The organism is Clostridioides sp. ES-W-0016-02 (assembly GCF_020641035.1).
Classification (GTDB): Bacteria; Bacillota; Clostridia; order Peptostreptococcales; family Peptostreptococcaceae; genus Clostridioides.
Genome location: NZ_CP061361.1, coordinates 1235937 through 1256102 on the forward strand (window position 1 = coordinate 1235937; position 20166 = coordinate 1256102).

Genomic DNA, 20166 nt, shown 5'->3' on the forward strand with positions numbered 1-20166 from the left:
ATTGTCAATAATGAAATTATCTAAGGGGTGATTTCATGTCAAAAAAAAAGACTCCATTTTTTAAAAAAGTGGGAAAGAGAAGCTGGTATATATTTACTATAATTTTAATAATTTATAGTGGTTTAATATATAGGCTAGTTGATATACAGGTATTAAAAGGTGATAAGTACAAAAAAAATGTTGAATCTCAGAGTGTTGAGAAAGTAGAGTTAAATAGTGGACGAGGCATAATTTATGATAGAAATAATAAGAAACTTACAGATACAAGTAAAGTTCAGATTTTAGTTGTTGAGAAAGAAAAATTAAATAACAACTATAAAATACTGGAACTTGTTAAGAAGGCTACGAAGATGGATGATTTGGAAATATATAAAATTATACAAGAACAATTGGCACATCCTATAATACAAATTCAGACCGAAAATATTGATAAGAGCATGAAAAAACAACTTGAGAAGAATGGTATAATGTTAGAAGAAAAGACTATGCGATATTCACAGGATGGTTTATTATCACATACAATAGGTTATATAAAAGATGATGATAAATCAGGTCAATTGGGGATAGAAAAAAGTATGGATAGTGTGCTTAGAAACTCAAATGAAAAATATATAAGTGCCTTTAAAGCAGGAGATGCGGGAAACGAAAAATCTCTAAATATTTTAAAGGGAAGTGTAAAAACAATTGATGAAAAAGATAAAGATAAACATTTAAAAACTACTATTGATTATGATATTCAAAAAAATTTAGAGCAAATACTAAATAAAGAAGAAAATCCAACAGCAGCAGTGATTTCAGACGTATCTACAGGTGAAATTCTTGCTATGTGTTCTAGACCTAATTTTGACCAAAATAACATAGCAAAGAGTTTAAAGAGTAAAAATGGAGAATTTGAGAATAGAGTCATAAAATCGACATATCCGCCAGGTTCTGTGTTTAAGATGGTAGTGCTATTTTCTGCGCTTGAAAATGGAGTTGTAGATGAGAATTATACCTATAATTGCAAAGGTAAAACTAAAGTTGGAAATAGTAATGAAATATTGCGATGCAATAAACTAGATGGACATGGTCTTCAATCCTTACAGCAAACTTTTTCTAATTCATGTAATCCAGCATTTTTAGATATAGCAATGAAAGTTGGTAAAGAGAAGATATTAAAATCTGCTGAAAAATTACATTTATTTGAAAAGGTTGATATTGGTCTTGATGAAGAACGAATTAGAGAAGCTCCAAAAAATATATCAATACGTAATTTAGCTATAGGTCAAGAAAATATAGAATTTACACCACTCCAAATAAATCAAATGACCCAGATAATAGCTAATAATGGAACATTTGAACCATTATATTTATATAAAAGTCTTGTAAATAATGATATGGAGACAGTAAAAACCTATAAGTCTTCAAAAAAAGAAGAAATTATTTCTCCTTATGTATGCACACAAGTAAAAGAAATTATGAAATCTGTTTCTAAAGTTGGAACAGCTAAAGTCCTAAAGGATTTAGAAGGAGGATGTGGGGTAAAAACTGGTACAGCTCAAAGTAGTCTGAATAAAAAGCCAATAGATCATGGTTGGATAACTGGATTTTATCCAGAGAAAAGACCTAAGTATGTAATAACTGTGCTAGTAGAAGGAACTCAAAAGGAAAGTAAATCAGCAATACCTATATTTAAAGAAATATGTGAAAGTATAAAATAAAGTCATGTATTATAAAATTTAAGGATATATCGTAATTTTAATTTTTAGGCAAGTTGTTTTGTCTAATGTTATACGATATATCCTTCTAAAAATATAATATTAATTTTCTTGAACAAGCTCTTTTTCTAGTTTTTTAAGAGCTTTTTTTTCGATTCTGGACACATATGATCTAGAGATATCAAGTCTTTGTGCTATTTCTCTTTGAGTTTTATACCCATAAGGAGTTAACCCGTATCTTAACTGGACAATTTCTCTTTCTCTAGGAGTAAGGATTTTGTTAAGTTGTTCATATAGTTTTCCAACTTGAACTTTTAACTCAACTTCGTCAAGAACATAGTTGACATCTGTACCAAGTATATCCAAAAGACTTATTTCATTACATACTACTCTTTATATGTTATTGGTATTACTGGTCTTCATGTAATTTCAAATGAACCATTAATTCAAAAGAATCTAGTTTTTGTTCTTTAGATTTGTAATAAACTGCTTTATCAATTACAGATTTTAGGAGTTTATTTTTTCCAAGTAAATCTGAATCGTGGTAAAGTGATAGTACAGTTTTAATATCTTCTATCATTTTAGCATTATCTTTTTTAACAGTATTTAATTTATTTTTTACTGTCTTGATTGAATCTTTAATTTCCTCAGTTCTTGAACTTATATTATTAGACCTTTCAATAAATGTATCTTCATCATATATTCCTCGCTCCAATAAATCATATAACTTATTTTTTTGCTTACTCAATTCTTTTAATTCAGTTTCTAAGCTTTTTAATACTCGCTTTTGAAATTCTATATTGCTGTCTTTATTATTTTTATCTAAGTCTATATCAGATGCTTTTAATTGATATTTTTTTACAGTGTCTTCCAAAGATTTTAAAATGGCAGCTTCAATAAATTCAAAGCGAGAACTTTTATTACAACCAGGATGATAACAAATTATATAGTCGTGGTCTGCATATGGTCTATGTACTAATGGTCTACCACAGTTTTTGCAAATTATTATTCCTGCAAGTGGATTTTTTATTTGATTACCATAGCTGATGTGACCATTTTTTTTGAGTATAGTTTGAGCCTTTTTCCATGTTAATTCACTTATTAAAGGTTCATGCTTTCCTTTTGCCTCAATCCATTCATCTTTAGGTCTTAGCTTAACTGTTTTTATTTTGTTTGGATTTTTAGATTTTTTATAGTCCTTTTTTTGCCATTGAATATATCCACAATAAACTTTATTTTTTATTATATTTGTGATTGCAGAGTTATACCAGTTAGCACCTGTAGCAGTTTTAATGCCCAAGTTATTTAGATATTTTGATATTTTACTACAACCCATATCCTCATTAATATATAAGTCAAAGATAGTCCTAACTACATCAGCATCATTATTTGGTATAAGTATTCTTTCTTTTCTGCCTGTTGTTACAGCATCATATCCAAATGGAGCAGAAGTTCCTATGAAATTACCTTCTTCAACTGATTTTATTCTTCCTCTTTGCATACGTCTAGATATAAGTTTTAGCTCTTTTCTTGCCATAAAGGCTTCAAATTCTGAATATTCTTCATCAAATTCATCTGTTAGGTCATATGTTTTTCTAGGTGTTATAATTTTGGTTTTACTTTCTTTAAAAGTTTCTAATATTATACCTTGGTCTTTCATATCCCCACGACCAAGTCTGTCTAAGTCCATAACTAAGACGGAATCGTATTTATTTTCTTCAACTTCCTTTAGGAGTTCAATCATTTTAGGTCTATGTATTATACTTTCACCAGAAACTAGCTCTTCTTTTATCTCAGATACATCCAAGTTTTGTTCTTTTGCTAGTTTTAGTAGGGTTGATTTATGTCTACTTAAAGTTTCAAATTCTCCTTGTTTTTCTGCCTCTTCATCAGCACGAGATTTTCTTAAGTATATAGCAACACTCATATAAATAATCACACTCCTTGAATATATTATATATTATATTAAGTATATAAGGGTATAATTTATGATAATTAAAACTTGATATAATTGTAAAAATAGTATGAAAATTTCGCATGAATCGACAGCATTCAGTAGGTAAATATAGTATAATTCAATTGAAAACAATTTTTAAGGGGGAATTATATGTGTAATTTCAAAAAAATACTAGGCTTGTTTATGATAATTATGTTATCAGTTTCTGTGGTAGCATGCTCTAGTGGGGGAGATTCAAAAGATGAAAGCAAAGGTAAGGACAAGCAATTTATCGAGGATTTAGGAAAAGGTTTAAAAAAAAGATGGGATTTGGCATCTAAAGAAGAAGCTGGAACATTAAACTTAGAGCAGAATGAAGCTTATGAAAAATTTGTAGAAGCAGAAATGGATGCTGTATCAAAATATAAAGATGCTGAGTTTGACAGCCCAGAACTTGGTAAATTGGCAAAAGATTATATAAAAGCTCTTGAAGATTCAAAGGAAGCCATAAAATATTATTCAAACGACCCATTGAAGTTTTCAGAACTTTGGGAAAAGCCTTATAATGAGAGAAGTACAATATTGTTGACTTTAGTTGACAAGTTTGGTTTGAAAGTAGATGAAAAAGAGTTTAAGGTATTAAAAGACAATGCACAAGTTGTAAATGAAGAAAACGATTCAAAAGAAAAAATTGATGCTATGGTAAAAGGTATAAAATTTGAAAAAGTAAAAGATGAATATGATTGGAAGACTTATCAAGCTACTGTAGAAAATACAGGTGATTTAGATCTTCAAGACTTTTACTTAGATATAAATTTAATAGACAAAGATGGTGTAATAATTGAGACACAAACATCAACATCAGTAAATGGAACTTGGAAGAAAGGTCAAAAAGTTAGACTTGAGTTTAATACAGATAAGGATTTTGAAAAAATAGAGTGGACGCCTCATTATTCTGCAAACAATTATAGTATAACTGAATAGATAATTTATATCTAAAAATATATAGAAAGTATTAGCTAATTTAAGAGGATAGATTTTTAGTCTATTTTTAGTAAGACTATATAACTATTTTATATTAATTCAGCTACATGAAAAGGATGTATAATAATCAATGTTAATTTAGTTAATATTTATATTAAGTAATAATTTTCCTAATTTATGACAACTTTTTTCTATAAAGTGTTATATAATTTAAGTGAAAATATTTAGGAGGGGAAGATATTATGAAAATTAAAAAATTATTAACAATAGGGTTATCTTTATCTATGTTTATTGCTAGTTGCCCTATATCTGCAAATGCACTTGATAAGATTGATACAATTAAAGGTGTAGATAAATATGAAACTGCTGGACTTATCGCAGATAAGCAAAACTATACAACAGCTATACTGATTAATGCAGATAGTACAATGGCAGATGGATTATCTGCAAGTGGGCTTGCAGGTAGTACAAATGCACCTATTCTTTTAACTAAGAAAAATAGTATACCAAATGCTACACTTAAAAGAGTAGAAAAGGCAAAAAAAGTATATATAATCGGAGGAGAAAACTCTATTGATAAAGCAACAGAAACTGTTCTAAAAGATAAAGGGATAGAGATTAAAAGACTTCAAGGTAGTGATAGAATTAAGACAAGCTATGATGTTGCAAAAGAAATAAATTCAATTAACAAAGTAAATAAAGTAATATTGACTAATGCTTTTAAAGGAGAACCTGATGCAATGAGTGCTGCACCTGTAGCTGTTAGAGATAAAGCAGCTATAGTATTAACTGATGGAAAAAGTGTATCATTTAATACAACTGGTGTGGAAAGTTATGTAATAGGTGGCAATTCATCAATGAATGACAAACTAGTTAATGATACTAATTCAACTAGATTGGGCGGGACTGATAGATATGATACTAATGAAAAAATAATAAATAAATTTTATAGTGGAGTAAAAGAATTTTATATAGCAAGTGGTACTGATTTAGTGTATGCGCTTGTTGGCTCTACTATTGCTAAAAATAATGCTATTGTGTTAGTTGATAATGATAGTAATAAAAGTGTATTGAAAAGTACAACTAAATTAACTGCTATAGGAAATTTGAGTGATAGTATATTACAACAGTGTTTAAATGTGACAAAAAATATAGGAGATTCTAATACTGGAAGACAATATAAAGTAGAAGATGCTGCTAATGCAGTAAAAAAATTGTTAGGTGTAAATAAGTTTTACTATGAACCTAATTATTCAGAAGATGAAGATTTAATATTTATACTAGATAAAAACTTTGCTTTTTCAGGAAAAGAGTACTATGCATTTGCTTATATCAAACAAGGCGCAGAGGGTGATGTTAGATATTGTGTAGAAAAAAATGATATGAGTAAAGTTTATACATATGATGTTAATGGTAATATGAAAGTATGTAATCCTGATGATTATAAAAATAAAGAAAGTATAACAGAGGAACAAGCAAAACAGATAGCATTAAAAGAATGTGCGAAGAGACATAAAATCAATATCAATAACTTAATAGTTGATATGATAGATTTTAGAGATGATATATATAGTGGTAATGTTTATGCTGTTAAAATCAATTCAAAAAATAGCAATGGAACTTTTGGCTGGTTTTTTATAGATATAAAAACTGGAAAAATTTATAACTAAAATTAGAATATCTAAGTGTACATTTTTTATTAGATAGATTACCAAATTATGTTATAATATTTTTAGCAAGAAGATGTAATCTACAATTTATAGAGTGGAGTTCATACAAACAAAAGATTATCCTCCCAACAAAAATGGAGGGAGGTGATTATGTATGGATAATTTTTTACTGAGCATATTAGCTAGTATTCTAGCTAGCTATATAGTTTACTTAATAAGTAAGTTATTTAGAAAATGTAAAAAACCACTCAAAGCTGGCACTAAGAGTGGTTGGGAGTTTGATTTAAAAATCAAATTCCATAAATTCAAATAATATCATTTATGATGAACTCCACTCTACTGCTAAATAGATTGTAGTTCTTCTTGCTTTTATTATATCACAAGTTGGTATAAATATTCAAAAATAATAATTTTATATTTATTAATTAGAGAAGGATAGAGTAGGTTAAACTACTCTATTTTTATTTATGAACTACACTTTACATTGATTTTATTATATTCAATTTTTTAATATAGAATTTTAAAATTAAATACATCTTAAAATATTAAGTATAAGACAAGTTTATAGCCTCATATTTTATAATAAGGGGTGATATTGTGAAAATACTACAACAATTTAAACCATTTAAATATGATGCTGAAAAAGATATAGAATATGATGAGAAAATCATAGCTAATCAAAATACAGAAGTTTATATAATATATCCACGTATCTCTGATGAAGAAAACAAAAGAAGATGGAATGAACTTGATGCTGTAGCTAAAGAAATAGCTATTAATATAGCAATGAAAAAAGCTGAGACAGTTGAAAGTTAAAAAAATAGAGAAGTTGCTAATACTTAGCACTTCGCTGTAAAGAAATTGGACAAGTATTTTCATAGAGTTTTGATAACATTTTTGTAAAGTATATAATACCTAATAATTAGAGCCTTAGTTATTCAGTTAAAAAATAGTTCATTGGAGTTCAAGGTTTTAGAAGTTAGGTAGCAATAATATTTATGTAACATCATCAATAAATTATGAAAAAGAGTGTAAGAAAACAAAAAAGATAAATCATATCTATGAAGATTCACCTTTTTATATGAGAAAATCATCATCCTAATTTTGAATCAATATCTTTAAACTGGATAGTAATTTATTATCACTGTTTTCAATGTTTTTTTTCCTTGATTATGGTATGTATGTGTTGATTCGGCTGAAAAACAGATAGAGTCATTTTCTTTAAGTTGATAAACAGAATCATTTACTTCTAATCCTAACTGACCTTCTAGAATCATAATATATTCTTGAGATTTTTCAGAATGACCAATAGATGTATAACTGTGACCTTCCTCTAATTCCATTTGAAATAATTCAAAATTTCTAGTTGGTGTATTAGGATAATAACAATAAAGACGATAGTCTTCACTTTCTGAAATTTGAACATCTATGTCAGATTTTGAAACAATAAAAGTTTTATCTTGTGGTTGGTCAAGTATTGCAGTGTATGGTACATTTAGTCCATTTGCAATCTTCCAAATTGTGTTTACTGTAGGATTAGAATCACCCTTTTCAATTTGTGATAGCATTACTTTACTTACACCAGATAATTCAGCAAGTTGACCTAAACTTAAATTACGTTCATTACGTAATCGATTTAAATTTTTTGCAATAATAGTATTAATACTCATATGTACTCCTTAAATTGTAAATTATTGACAAATATAATTTACGAATGTATAATTTATTTAACATTATTTCTAATTTATGAATGCATAATAGATTAAATGTTAAATATACTGTACATCCGTAATATACATTATAATGTATAAATAATTGTTTTTCAACAGATGATAGTTAATCGATTAAGGGGGAATTGTGATGCATGTACTTAATAATGTTACAGAAGCAATAGGAAATACTCCAATGTTACACTTATCTAAAATAGTGAAGGAATTTGGAGTAGATGGTAATATTTATGCAAAGATGGAGTATTTAAATCCAGGATTTAGTAAAAAGGACCGTGTAGCATTACAAATGATTACAGAAGCAGAAAATGCAGGGCTATTAGTTCATGGACAAGCAGTTGTAGAATTGACAAGTGGAAATACAGGTACAGGATTGGCAATAGCTTGTGCATGTAAGGGTTATAAGTTTATTGCATGCATGTCAAAAGGAAATTCTATGGAAAGAGCAAGAATGATGAAAGCTTTAGGAGCAGAAGTAGTTCTTGTAGACCAAATGCCTAATTCAGTTCATGGACAAGTTTCTGGAGAAGATTTAGCACTTGTAGAAGTTGAGGCTCAAAAAATTGCAAAAGAAAGAAATGCATTTAGAGCAGATCAATTTAATTTAGAAGCTTGTAATCATGCACATGAATATTATACAGCAGAAGAAATGTGGAAACAATTAGATGGGAATATTGATGTATTTGTAGATTTCCTTGGAAGTGGTAGTACTTTTGCTGGTTGTTCGAAAACACTTAAAAAGCACAATTCTTCTATTAAATGCTATGTGGTTGAACCTTCAACAGCAGCAATTTATTCAGGCAAAGAAATAACTGATCAAGGGCATAAAATACAAGGTGGAGGTTATTCTATGGATTTACCATTAGTAGATAAAAAGTTTATTGATGGTTATATTCAGGTAACAGATGATGAAGCAACTAATGTAGCTAGAAAATTGGCTAAATTAGAAGGCGTATTTGCAGGTTTTTCTTCTGGAGCAAATGTATGCGCAGCAATTAAATTATTAGAGAGTTCAGAAAAAGGTAAAAATATAGTTCTTACTCTTAATGATAGTGGCTTAAAATACTTGAGTACTGATTTATATGAAGAATTATAATGACATTAAAATATTAATGTACCAACTTTTAAATTAAAAATATATATTAAAATTCATCAGTTATGTTTTAAAAAAAATCATAATTTAACTACAAAAAAGTATCTCTTTAAACCTGAGATACTTTTTTCATATTTTTTATATCTATAATACTTATTTATCAATAACTTGTATCTAGATAACAGATCTTAATTCATACACTTAGTTTTTTAAAAAGCTTTATACTAATTTTTTAATAATTCTTTATTTATATGATATTTTATGGATTTATTGTAGAATCTAAAATTCTCATGTGCATAGTTTAGAACCATATTTGACATTCAAAAGAGGTGAAAATACTACTTTGTAACCAAAGCCTAAGATAGGTGAAAACAAAATAATAGATAATAAAAAATTACATATAAAGAATAGTGTTTATTTCATTACCTTCTTTATCTGTTCCGATAGGGTCTTGTAGAGATACTTGTGATTTGTTTTTTTTGTTAGATCTGATATTCATTAAAATTTCATTTTCAATACATCTAGAAGCGTATGTTGCCAATCGAGTTCCTTTATCTATATTATAAGTTTCTATAGCTTTTATTAATCCTATTGTACCTATAGATATTAAATCATCTTGATCTTCTGTCGAATTGTTATATTTTTTTGCGATATAAGCTACTAATCTCATGTTTCTTTCAATCAATATATCTTTTGCACTTTTATCATTTTCTATTTTAAATTTAGTTAAATACTCAATCTCTTCTTCAGGGGTTAAGGGTTTTTCAAAAGATTTAAGCGCTGCCAATAAGTCACCCCCCTTTTTAACGGTCACTTTAAATTATATGAAGGAGACTTATCCAAGTTGACTGTTATTCAATAAAATAATATGTATACTGTTAGAATTTAAAACATATATTTACAAACTTTTGGCTGTAATATAACATTAAAAAGAAGAATTTAAGTTTGATTTTTTGTTGAATATATAAAAAATAAGACGGATAAATTATTAGTTTATTTGGTATAAATTGAATTTTAGATGTCAATAAATAAAAGGGAGAAAGATATGATTATAAATAGCGAAACAAAGCTTATATGTCTTTTAGGACATCCAGTGAAACAAAGTTTTTCACCAATCATGCATAATTACTTATTTGAAAAATACAAACAAAATAATGTTTATGTATGCTTTGATGTAGAGTCAAAAGACTTATGGAAAACAGTAGAGTCCATAAAAAGTATGGGTGTAGAGGGTTGTAATGTGACAATACCTCATAAGGTAAATATAATTAAATACTTGGATTATATTGATTACAAAGCAAAATTAGTTGGAGCAGTTAATACGATTAAGAATGAAGGAGGTAGATTAAAAGGATATAATACTGATGGAGTTGGATTTGTAAAAGCTGTAATTGAAAATGGGTTTGACCTAAAAGACAAAAAGGTCATGATATTAGGTTGTGGAGGTTCGTGTAGAAGTATTGCTATTGAACTTGCATTTAACAATGTAAAATCTATAGAAATAAGAAATAGAAGTATAGATAAAGCAAGGGAAATATCAAATATAATAAAATCCAGTTTTAAATTAGATGTAGTCTATAGCACTAAAGAAGTTGATAAAAATGATTTAAGCAAAATTGATATACTTATAAATACTACACCAATAGGTATGGGGAATAACTTATGTCCAATAGATGAATCATTGATTCCAAGCAAAAAAATACTAGTATGTGATATAGTATACAAGCCTCATGAAACAAGCCTTATAAAATGGGCGAGAAAATACAATTTAGATGTTATATTTGGAATTGATATGTTAATAAATCAAGGTCTAAGTGCATTTTGTATATGGACTGGAATAAAGTTAGATAGTAATGAAAATAGTTGTATAAAAGAGCTTTATGAAAAGAATTTATAACTAAATCCTTAAGATTTAATCTATAGAATAAAAATGTTAATGAGAGGTTTTTTATTATTGAAAACGAAAAAGAGTGGTTTTATATCAATTGAATGTATAATGAGTATCGCCATATTATATGTAGCTGTGTATTTGGTATCTACATCTTTATATAACTGCTATAGTTTTATTAGTAAAAATGTATCCAATAGAGAAATGTTAAATATTGCAAAGAAATACTTGGAAGATGAGAAATATAAAATAAAAAATAATGAATATCAATTGACTGAGGATGAAATAAATAAAAACTACATAAAAGGTTATGAGATAAATAGCACAGTGAAACAAATTTTAAACTATTATCAATGTTATGAGATAAATATGGAAATTAAGAGTGATTTAAAACAATTAAGATTTAAGAGTTATGTTACGAAATAATAAAGGTTCTATATTAATAATAACATTGATAATATTTTCTATTATAAGCACTGTATGTATTATGTGTATAGGTTTAATTTATAGTAATGATAACTTATTTGAATTAGAATATAAAGATGCTAAGCTAAGGGAAGTTTCTTTAAGTGGTATAGAAATATCAATAAGTAATGTCCTTTGCTGTGTGGAAGAAGCTATTAATATATCTAATAATGAAGAAGAATTTAGAGACTATTTCTTAGGAAATAATATGATTGATTGTATAAAAAAAATAAAAGATATATCTTATAGTAATTTAGAAGAAGTTCATTTAAAAATAGAAAACAATACTATATATGACAAAGGAGATTTTTTTGAGTTTGATATAACAAGTACAGCTAGAGAGAAAGACTTTTTAAAAGTAATAAAAGTGAGCGTGAAAATTAAAAATCCATGGGTAGGAGTTGATATTAAAGATTATACAGAGGCTGATTATAGTGATAAAGATTCTATTGAAACATCTGATGAGTCTAAATCGTTTGACCAAATAGAACTTTCAACTATATTTGAGACTGACAGTAAAGATTTTGATAATCAAAACACTAATGGAGAAGAAGAAATCGACCAAGAGATAATAGAAAATATAAAAAAGAACTTTAATGAAAAAAACTTAGTATATATATATAAGTATAGGGGTGTATAACTTTGAAAAAAGAAGGAATGTGACTGTAATAGAATTAGTAGTATCCATAAGTATAATACTATTGATAACTACAATATGTTTTCCAAAAGATAATCTTGAAAATCATAAAATAAATTTATTTGCACGTCAACTTTGTTCAGATATAAGGTATGTTAGACGAATTAATATGTTTAGCAACTACAATACATATATATACTATATAAAGCAAAAGGAACAAGAAGGATATGTATTGAGAAAAGATGGCAAAGATGTTAAATCCATAGTATTGCCTAGAAATGTAAGAATCGCAAGAAGTATTGAAACTATAAAATTTAAATCTGATGGCTCACCTCAAAGAGCAACTACAATAGAGATATATAATGGTAGATTAAATAAAACTATAACAATAACACCTGTAAGTGGAAGAGTACTTTTGAAAGAGGGAAAATATGAAACGTAAATGTGGATATTTACTTTTAGAAAGTGCAGTATCTTTAACTGTAATTGTAGTACTGGTGATAACTTTATATTCTATATTTATACTTACAATGAATTTAAAAGTTAAAATAGAAGATAAAATAGAGTTACAACAACAAAGTATTGAAATTACAAAATCTATAGAAGGAATCATTGGTAATTCTAAGGGGATAATAAACTTATCTTCTAATGATGAAGGTTTAAAAAAAATGACATCCATAAAATGTAGATATATAGATGAAAATACAACTTATAATGAAGAATATACAAGCAACAAAGAAATTATATTAAATGAGAGACGAAATAAGTTGTTTGTAAATTCTTTAAATGGTGAAAGTAGTCAAGCTGGTGGATATGAAATTGGTGATTATGTAGATGAAATGTATGTCTCAATGTCTAATAATGGAGAATATATTAATATAATCTTGAAATTATCAAAACGTAATCAAAGATATGAAACTGAGTTTAAAGTAAAAATATGGAATTTTATTAAAAATGTATAATTTTAAGTAACAGTATAATTTTTAAGTAACAGTATTATTAATGAAGAAAAATGTTTTAAATTTTCATAAAAGTTATTCTGTAAAAATCTAAAAAATTATGTTTATCCATTGTTTTTAAATAAAAAGTAATGAGTAATAGTGGAAAGTATAGTTGTAGAGATAAATAATATCAACATATAAAATGTATAAAGTGTGATTATAGATGTAAATAATAAAAATATAGGATAAGTAATCTGCCAAATACTTGTTTATATTGTATAACTTATGATATTATGATATTAGTAAAAATTTGTAATCCTGACTTGACAGAATTCAAGTAAGAGATATAATTTTAAAGGCATAGTAATGTAAAATTTACTAAAAAATAAGAAATTTATTTTAATATGGAGGAACAAAAAATGGTATCAGCAGGTGATTTTAGAAAAGGTGTTACATTTGAAAAAGATGGACAACCATGTTTAGTAGTTGATTTTCAACACGTTAAGCCAGGTAAAGGAGCTGCTTTCGTTAGAACTAAATACAGAAATTTAAAAACAGGAGCTATAAGAGAAGAAAGTTTTAATCCAAGTGAAAAATTCCCTAAAGCTGTAATAGATACAAGACAAATGCAATATCTATACAATGATGGTGAGTTATATTATTTTATGGACCAAGAAAATTTTGAACAAATACCATTAAACTATGATCAAGTTGAAGATGCAATTAAATTCTTAAAAGAAAATGAAGTTGCTACAATAAGATTTTATCAAGGACAACCATTCCAAGTGGAAGCTCCAAACTTTGCAGAGCTAGAAGTTGTAGATACAGAGCCAGGAATAAAGGGTGATACAGCAAGTAATGTAACTAAAGCAGCTACAGTTGAAACTGGTGCAGTTGTTCAAGTTCCATTATTTATAAATACTGGAGATAAAGTAAAGATAGATACTAGAACAGGTGAATATTTATCAAGAGTATAAAAATTTATGTATATAAAAGCTTATATGTCTTAATAATATAAGATATATGAGCTTTTAGTTTATATATTAAAAAGAAAGCGAGGGGTGTTACATGAAACATTTATATGAAGAAGTTGCATACTTAAAAGGTTTAGCAGAAGGTTTAGAAATAAGCACTGAAAGTAAAGAAGGGAAAATGATACATAAAATAGTTGATGCATTAGAAGTATTTGCAGAAGCTATTGTAACATTGGATGAAGAACAGGAAGAACTTCAAGATTTTGTTGAATCTATAGACGAAGATTTAGCAGATTTAGAAGAAGATATTGCTGACATGGAAGATGACCTTTACGAAGAAGATGAAGAAAATGATGACGATGAGGACTTCAGCTATATAGAAATGGAATGCCCAAATTGTGGAGAATTAGTAGAAATAGACGAAGATTTATTATATGATGATGACGTAGATGTTGTTTGTCCTGATTGTAAGGCTGTAATATTATCATCAGAAGATGATTATGATGATGATGATTGTACATGTGGTGGTTGTTCGAATTGTGATGATAGAGAATAAAAATTCATAAGAAATAAAACTGCCTATGATGCCTATGAGATATTTTGTTTCATAGGTAGTTTTATTTTTATGAGGACAAGTATTTTAGATTTTGGTTTTGCAATAGTTGCACAAAAATAGTACACTAGAATTTATAGAATAGGATTTTGGAGGGATGTAATAATGAAGATAAGTAAAAAATTACTAGATAATATACAAAGATTTGAAGATGTTATAAATTATAAATTTAAAAATAAAGAATATATACTAGAAGCTCTTACACATAGTTCATATTCTAATGAAAATAAGAGATATAATTTTAATGAAAGATTAGAATTTTTAGGAGATTCAGTTTTAGGCATAGTAATAAGTGATTATTTATTTAATGAAGAATCTAATCTGCCCGAAGGGGAATTGACTAAGCTTAGAGCAAATATAGTTTGTGAGGATTCATTAAGTGAAGTTGCAAATGATATAAATTTAGGGGTTCATATGTTACTGGGTAGAGGTGAAGAAGCTACTGGAGGTAGACATAGAACTTCAATATTAGCAGATGCATTTGAGGCTGTAATAGCAGCAATATATCTTGATGGAGGATTTGAAAGTGCAAGACAATTTATATTACACCATATGGAAAATATAATTTACGATTCAAGAAAGGGAAATATATTTAGAGACTATAAAACACATCTTCAAGAAGTATTACAAGGAAATGGAGAAAATAATATTTGGTATAGGCTTATAGAAGAAAAAGGACCAGACCATAATAAAAGGTTTGTTATGGAAGTGGGAATTAATGAAGGTGTTTTGGGGATAGGAGAAGGTAAAAGTAAAAAAGAAGCAGAACAATTGGCTGCTAAAGTAGCTTTAAAGAAAAAATTATGGGAAAAATAAATATAATATGTAAAAATATAAAAAGAAATATTTAGATTAGAAGGATGTTGTAGATGAAAAAGAGAATTATACCTATATTTGTTCCTCACAAAGGTTGTCCTCATGATTGTATATTTTGTAATCAAAAAAAAATAACAGGTGTGAGTACTGATGTTACTAGTGAAGATGCAAGAAATATAATTGAAGAATGTCTAAAGACTATAGATAAGGATGCTGATGTAGAAATAGCATTTTTTGGTGGAAGTTTTACTGCTATAGATGTAGATATACAAAAAAGTTTATTAGCTGTTGCCAAAGAATATGTAGAAAAAGGTTTTATAAAAGATATTAGAATGTCCACAAGGCCAGATTGTATTAGTGAAGAAATATTGGAAATGTTAAAAGAATATAAGACAAGTATAATAGAGCTTGGAGTACAATCCTTAGATGAAAAAGTATTGTTAGATAGTATTAGAGGTCATCAGTCAGAAATTGTATATAAGAGTTCAAAGTTGATAAAAAATAGTGGAATTAAACTTGGTTTACAAATGATGGTTGGGCTTCCAGCTGATACAGAAGAAAAATGCATATTTACAGCCAAAAAATTTGTAGAGCTTAGACCAGATTGTGTAAGAATTTATCCAACTTTAGTGGTAAAAGAGACTGGTCTGGAAAAATTGATGGAGCAAAACGAATATAAGCCATTTACACTTGACGAGAGTATAAGAATAGTAAAAAAAGTACTTGTATTATTTTATGTTAATGATATAAATGTAATAAGAGTCGGGCTTCAAGCTACTGATGATATACAAATGGGAAAAGCTGTCTTAGCGGGTCCATATCACCCTGCTTTTAGAGAATTAGTAGAAGCTGAGATGATAAAAGATTATTTAGAATTTCTTATTTTACAAAATAAAAATATAAATAACGTGTTGGTGAAGTCTAATAAAAAGAATATTTCTAAAATAATAGGAAATAAAAAAACAAATATTAAATATATGAAAGAAAATTTTGGTGTGATTTTAAAAACACAAGAATCAGATTTAGATATAAATCAATTAGAAATTGTGTTAGATGGGAAAAGTTTAATTATTGCTAATATGAGAGACATCCATAGAAAATTGTATGACATTTATAACCTTTAGTTTTAACAATGAAGGGAGAGAAACGATTTGTATTTAAAGAGACTAGAGTTAAAGGGATTTAAATCCTTTCCAGTAAAGACAGATATTATTTTTAAAGAAGGAATAACAGCGATAGTAGGACCAAATGGAAGTGGAAAAAGTAACATATCTGATGCCGTAAGATGGGTATTAGGAGAACAAAGTATCAAAAGTCTTAGAGGAGACAAACTTGAAGATGTAATATTTGCAGGTACAGATACAAAAAAACCCATGAATTACTGTGAAGTAGCTCTTACTATTGACAATTCTGAGAATCAATTAGAATTAGACTTTACAGAAGTGACTATAAGAAGAAGAGCCTATAGAAATGGAGAAAGTGAATTTTTTCTAAATAATAAGAGTTGCAGATTAAAGGATATAAAAGAAGTCTTTTTAGATACTGGTATTGGAAAAGATGGTTATTCAATCATAGAGCAAGGAAAAGTAGATGAAATATTGAGTAATAATCCTTTAAGTAGAAGAAAAGTTTTTGATGAAGCTTGTGGTATATCAAAATATAGATATAAAAAACAGGAAGCAGAAAGAAATTTAAGTAATACAAAAGAAAATTTAGAAAGAATAGATGATATATATATAGAAATTGAAAATCAATTAAAACCTCTTTTTAATCAACAAACAAAAGCAAAAAAGTATTTAGAAATAAGTGAAAAATTAAAAATATTAGAAGTCAATAATTTTATAAGAGAAATTGAAGGAATAGAAAAAGAACTGAGTGAAGTTGATGAGCATAGTAAAGTTCTTGAAAAAGAACTTAAAGAAAAAGAAGAACAAAAAAATGTTGTAGAGAAAAAACAAGAAGATGTTGATAAGGAGATAGAGGTACTACAAGATGTAATTGAAAAATCTGTAGATTATATAAATTCAATTAAAGGTGTTATATCAAAAAAAGAGTCACAGATAAATTTAATTAAAGAAAGAATAAAAAACTTTACAAATGAAATTCATAGAAAAAATTCTGAAATAAACAATATAAAAGAAAAGCTAAATGAAAATAAGGTATACATAAAAGAATTAGAAAGTAATAAGTCTTCAAATAGCGAAGAGTTATCGATATTACAAGAGAATATAAAAAAGTTAGAATCTAGTAAAGAAAATCAAAGGATGAAGTTGGAATCTTTAAATAATGATATAGAATTATTTAAAGAAAATATAATAGATATATTAAATAAGAAGCAAGAATTTAGTAATAAGTTATCTGCTTTAAATGCAAATAAAGAAAATATGAATATCAGAGATGAAAACATAAACTCAGAAATAGCAGAGTTAAACCAAAATGTCCAAACAAAATCTTCTGAATTAGATAGTATAAATAAAGACTTTAATATGAAAAAAGAAACTTTAAACAATGTGAATAACAGAAATAAAAAATTAACTGCTGATTTACAACATTCTATTAATGAACTCAATAAGGTAGAAGATGAAATACAGAAAAGTAAATACAATCTAAATGGATATAACTCAAAGTTAAATGTTTATATAGATATGGAAAATCATTATGAGGGATTTAATAGAGGTGTAAAAGAAGTATTAAAAAATAAGGATTTAAGAGGTATTCATGGAGCGCTAGGACAGATTATAAATGTTCCTGAAAAATATGAGAAATCCGTAGAAGCAGCACTTGGTGCTTATATGCAAAATATAATAACTGACGATGAGTTTAGTGCTAAATCTGCAATAAACTATTTAAAGAAGAATAATTTAGGAAGAGTAACATTTCTGCCATTAAATATAATTAAATCAAATAAAATAAGTTTGGGAAATTTAAAAGCAAATACTAAATTTATAGGAATAGCAAGTGATTTAATTACGTTTGATGAAAAATATAGAAATATAATTGAAAATATACTTGGAAGAACGATATTTATAAATAATATAGATGAAGGGATAAAATTTGCAAAAGAAACTGGTCATAGATTTAAAATAGTAACTTTAGATGGTGAAATCTTAAATCCAGGAGGTTCTTTAACAGGAGGTAGTTTAAAAACTAACGGAAATATATTATCAAGAAAAAGATTTATTAACGAATATACAGAAAAAATAAATGATGTTAAGGTTGAGATTTCAGGTCTAGAAATTACAAAAGAATCTCTAAATAAAAATATAAAAAATATAAAAAGTGAAATTGACTTAGTTGAAAATGAAGTAAAAGATTTAGAAAAAAGCATTATAATAAAGAGTACAAGTATAGAAAATATCGAATCTGAGATTGAATCTTTAAAATCTAGTATTACTAGACTAGATAATGAGAAAAGTGATTTGGGTTCTAACTTGAATTATACTCTCGAAAAAAGTGACATTGTTAAAAAAGAGATGGAAGCATTAGAAAATACATACAATCAAAATAAAGAAAAAATTGACATATTAAGTAATGAAATAAAAAAATATAATGATTTGTATGATAAAGAAAAATCTGAATTTGATGAATTAAACCTAACTTTAGTAAAGAAAACAGAAGCTTATAATAGTATAGTTAGAGATATAAAAAGAATATCTGGTGAAAATTGTGAGTTAGAAGAAAAAACCAAACAATTAGATGAATCATTAAATTATGAAGAACAAGAAATAGTTAAGTTACAAGACTCTATATCTATTGAAGAAAAAGAAAAAGAAAACTTAATTAAGCAATTAGGGGACAGCAATAGAAATCTTGAAACTAGAAAAATAGCTAAAGATGACTTGAAAAATAACTTTGATGAAATTGGTAAAGAGTTAAAAATTATAGATAGACAACATATAGAACTTAAAGAAAGTTTATTTAAGGTTGGTGGAAGATTAGAAAGATTAAAAACTAGTCAAGACACATATATAAATAAGTTATTTGAACAATATGAAATGACTTTAGTACAAGCATTGGAAATCAAAGATGAAAATCTAGAGATAGATAGAAAATTCTTAGAAAATTTAAAGAGAGAAATAAGAAGTCTTGGGAATATAAATATAGATTCTATCAAAGAATATGAAGAAATAAAAGAAAGATATGATTTTTATAGTGAACAAAAACAAGATTTAGAAGAATCTATGGAGGAAATAGAAAAACTTATACATACATTAGAAGAAAATATGAAATCTGAATTTGAGGTTAAATTTGAAGAAATAAGTAAAAACTTTAAGTATGTGTACAAAAGACTTTTTGGTGGTGGATGTGGAGAATTAACTATTTTAGATAAAGAAAATTTATTAGAAAGTGATATACTAATAACAGCTCAACCACCTGGTAAAAAAATGAAGAATTTAAATCTACTGTCTGGTGGAGAAAAAGCTCTAACTGCAATAAGTATATTATTTGCAATATTAATTACAAAACCAACACCATTTTGCATATTAGATGAAATTGAGGCTCCACTTGATGATGCAAATATATTCAGATTTGGAGAATTTTTAAAAGATTTATCTAAAGAGACACAATTTATATCAGTAACTCATAGGAGAGGAACTATGGAAGCTGCTGATTATATATATGGGGTTACAATGCAAGAAAAAGCTATTTCAAAAGTTATTAGTTTAAAACTAAAAGAAGCTCAAGAGATAACTGATATTATATAACTTAGATTGACATAGGAGG

At 27.0% G+C, this 20166-nt stretch carries 20 protein-coding genes; 16 read left to right on the forward strand and 4 right to left on the reverse strand.

The features are described 5' to 3' along the window. The first annotated feature begins 35 nt into the window (after positions 1-35). The gene (locus IC758_RS06050; RefSeq protein WP_227434149.1) at positions 36-1700 is read left to right on the forward strand and encodes a peptidoglycan D,D-transpeptidase FtsI family protein; all 1665 of its coding nucleotides are present in this window, start codon (positions 36-38) and stop codon (positions 1698-1700) included. A 99-nt stretch (positions 1701-1799) separates the two neighbouring features. Here the strand turns inward: IC758_RS06050 and IC758_RS06055 are convergent, their stop codons facing one another. Together IC758_RS06055 and IC758_RS06060 are read right to left on the reverse strand one after the other, a co-directional pair. Beyond that, the gene (locus tag IC758_RS06055) at positions 1800-2063 is read right to left on the reverse strand and encodes a sigma-70 family RNA polymerase sigma factor (protein ID WP_413927177.1); all 264 of its coding nucleotides are present in this window, start codon (positions 2061-2063) and stop codon (positions 1800-1802) included. Positions 2064-2106: 43 nt separating this feature from the next. Further along, entirely contained in the window at positions 2107-3624 is a 1518-nt protein-coding gene (locus IC758_RS06060) for a recombinase family protein (protein WP_227437633.1), read from the reverse strand. Between the two features lie 180 nt (positions 3625-3804). Here IC758_RS06060 and IC758_RS06065 point away from each other — a divergent pair, with 180 nt between their 5' ends. From IC758_RS06065 to IC758_RS06080, 4 genes are all read left to right on the forward strand, one after another. Further along, positions 3805-4617, forward strand: coding sequence for an FxLYD domain-containing protein (locus IC758_RS06065; protein WP_227437631.1), 813 nt, complete (start codon positions 3805-3807; stop codon positions 4615-4617). 242 nt (positions 4618-4859) lie between these two features. Continuing rightward, positions 4860-6287, forward strand: coding sequence for a cell wall-binding repeat-containing protein (locus IC758_RS06070; protein WP_227437630.1), 1428 nt, complete (start codon positions 4860-4862; stop codon positions 6285-6287). A gap of 154 nt (positions 6288-6441) precedes the next feature. Further along, positions 6442-6600, forward strand: a complete 159-nt coding sequence (locus IC758_RS06075) for a type I toxin-antitoxin system toxin (RefSeq protein WP_227437628.1) — start codon at positions 6442-6444, stop codon at positions 6598-6600. Positions 6601-6884: 284 nt separating this feature from the next. Then, positions 6885-7103: a hypothetical protein gene (locus IC758_RS06080; RefSeq protein ID WP_227437625.1), complete on the forward strand. Its 219-nt coding sequence runs from the start codon at positions 6885-6887 to the stop codon at positions 7101-7103. Between the two features lie 302 nt (positions 7104-7405). Here the strand turns inward: IC758_RS06080 and IC758_RS06085 are convergent, their stop codons facing one another. After that, positions 7406-7957: a helix-turn-helix domain-containing protein gene (locus tag IC758_RS06085; protein ID WP_227437623.1), complete on the reverse strand. Its 552-nt coding sequence runs from the start codon at positions 7955-7957 to the stop codon at positions 7406-7408. 190 nt (positions 7958-8147) lie between these two features. Between IC758_RS06085 and IC758_RS06090 the strand changes: the two genes are divergently transcribed. Next, a complete protein-coding gene (locus IC758_RS06090) occupies positions 8148-9110 on the forward strand; it encodes a PLP-dependent cysteine synthase family protein (protein ID WP_227834655.1) in 963 nt (320 codons plus the stop codon). A 391-nt stretch (positions 9111-9501) separates the two neighbouring features. Here IC758_RS06090 and IC758_RS06095 read toward each other — a convergent pair whose 3' ends face one another. Continuing rightward, positions 9502-9894, reverse strand: coding sequence for a sigma-70 family RNA polymerase sigma factor (locus tag IC758_RS06095; RefSeq protein ID WP_227834654.1), 393 nt, complete (start codon positions 9892-9894; stop codon positions 9502-9504). A gap of 258 nt (positions 9895-10152) precedes the next feature. Here IC758_RS06095 and aroE point away from each other — a divergent pair, with 258 nt between their 5' ends. The 10 genes from aroE (at position 10153) to smc (ending at position 20147) form a co-directional block, all read left to right on the forward strand. Continuing rightward, positions 10153-11004, forward strand: a complete 852-nt coding sequence (gene aroE / locus IC758_RS06100; protein WP_227434151.1) for a shikimate dehydrogenase — start codon at positions 10153-10155, stop codon at positions 11002-11004. 57 nt (positions 11005-11061) lie between these two features. Continuing rightward, a complete protein-coding gene (locus IC758_RS06105; RefSeq protein WP_227823637.1) occupies positions 11062-11421 on the forward strand; it encodes a hypothetical protein in 360 nt (119 codons plus the stop codon). Further along, complete coding sequence (locus IC758_RS06110) at positions 11408-12100, forward strand: hypothetical protein (RefSeq protein WP_227860819.1); 693 nt, start codon at positions 11408-11410, stop codon at positions 12098-12100. The genes IC758_RS06105 and IC758_RS06110 overlap by 14 nt, the downstream gene beginning before the upstream one ends. Positions 12101-12119: 19 nt before the next feature. Then, positions 12120-12539, forward strand: a complete 420-nt coding sequence (locus IC758_RS06115; protein WP_227434154.1) for a hypothetical protein — start codon at positions 12120-12122, stop codon at positions 12537-12539. After that, positions 12529-13059 carry a hypothetical protein gene (locus tag IC758_RS06120; protein ID WP_227823639.1) on the forward strand — a complete coding sequence of 177 codons (531 nt, stop codon included), beginning with the start codon at positions 12529-12531 and terminating at the stop codon, positions 13057-13059. The genes IC758_RS06115 and IC758_RS06120 overlap by 11 nt, the downstream gene beginning before the upstream one ends. Before the next feature lie 398 nt (positions 13060-13457). Continuing rightward, the gene (gene efp / locus IC758_RS06125; RefSeq protein ID WP_227434156.1) at positions 13458-14015 is read left to right on the forward strand and encodes an elongation factor P; all 558 of its coding nucleotides are present in this window, start codon (positions 13458-13460) and stop codon (positions 14013-14015) included. A gap of 91 nt (positions 14016-14106) precedes the next feature. Then, positions 14107-14568 carry a CD1247 N-terminal domain-containing protein gene (locus tag IC758_RS06130; protein WP_227434157.1) on the forward strand — a complete coding sequence of 154 codons (462 nt, stop codon included), beginning with the start codon at positions 14107-14109 and terminating at the stop codon, positions 14566-14568. A gap of 162 nt (positions 14569-14730) precedes the next feature. Then, a complete protein-coding gene (gene rnc / locus IC758_RS06135; RefSeq protein ID WP_227434158.1) occupies positions 14731-15441 on the forward strand; it encodes a ribonuclease III in 711 nt (236 codons plus the stop codon). A 53-nt stretch (positions 15442-15494) separates the two neighbouring features. Then, positions 15495-16565 (forward strand): elongator complex protein 3, encoded by a 1071-nt coding sequence (locus IC758_RS06140; RefSeq protein ID WP_227434159.1) that lies wholly within the window; start codon positions 15495-15497, stop codon positions 16563-16565. Positions 16566-16592: 27 nt separating this feature from the next. Beyond that, the gene (gene smc / locus IC758_RS06145; protein ID WP_227860820.1) at positions 16593-20147 is read left to right on the forward strand and encodes a chromosome segregation protein SMC; all 3555 of its coding nucleotides are present in this window, start codon (positions 16593-16595) and stop codon (positions 20145-20147) included. Positions 20148-20166: the final 19 nt, after the last annotated feature.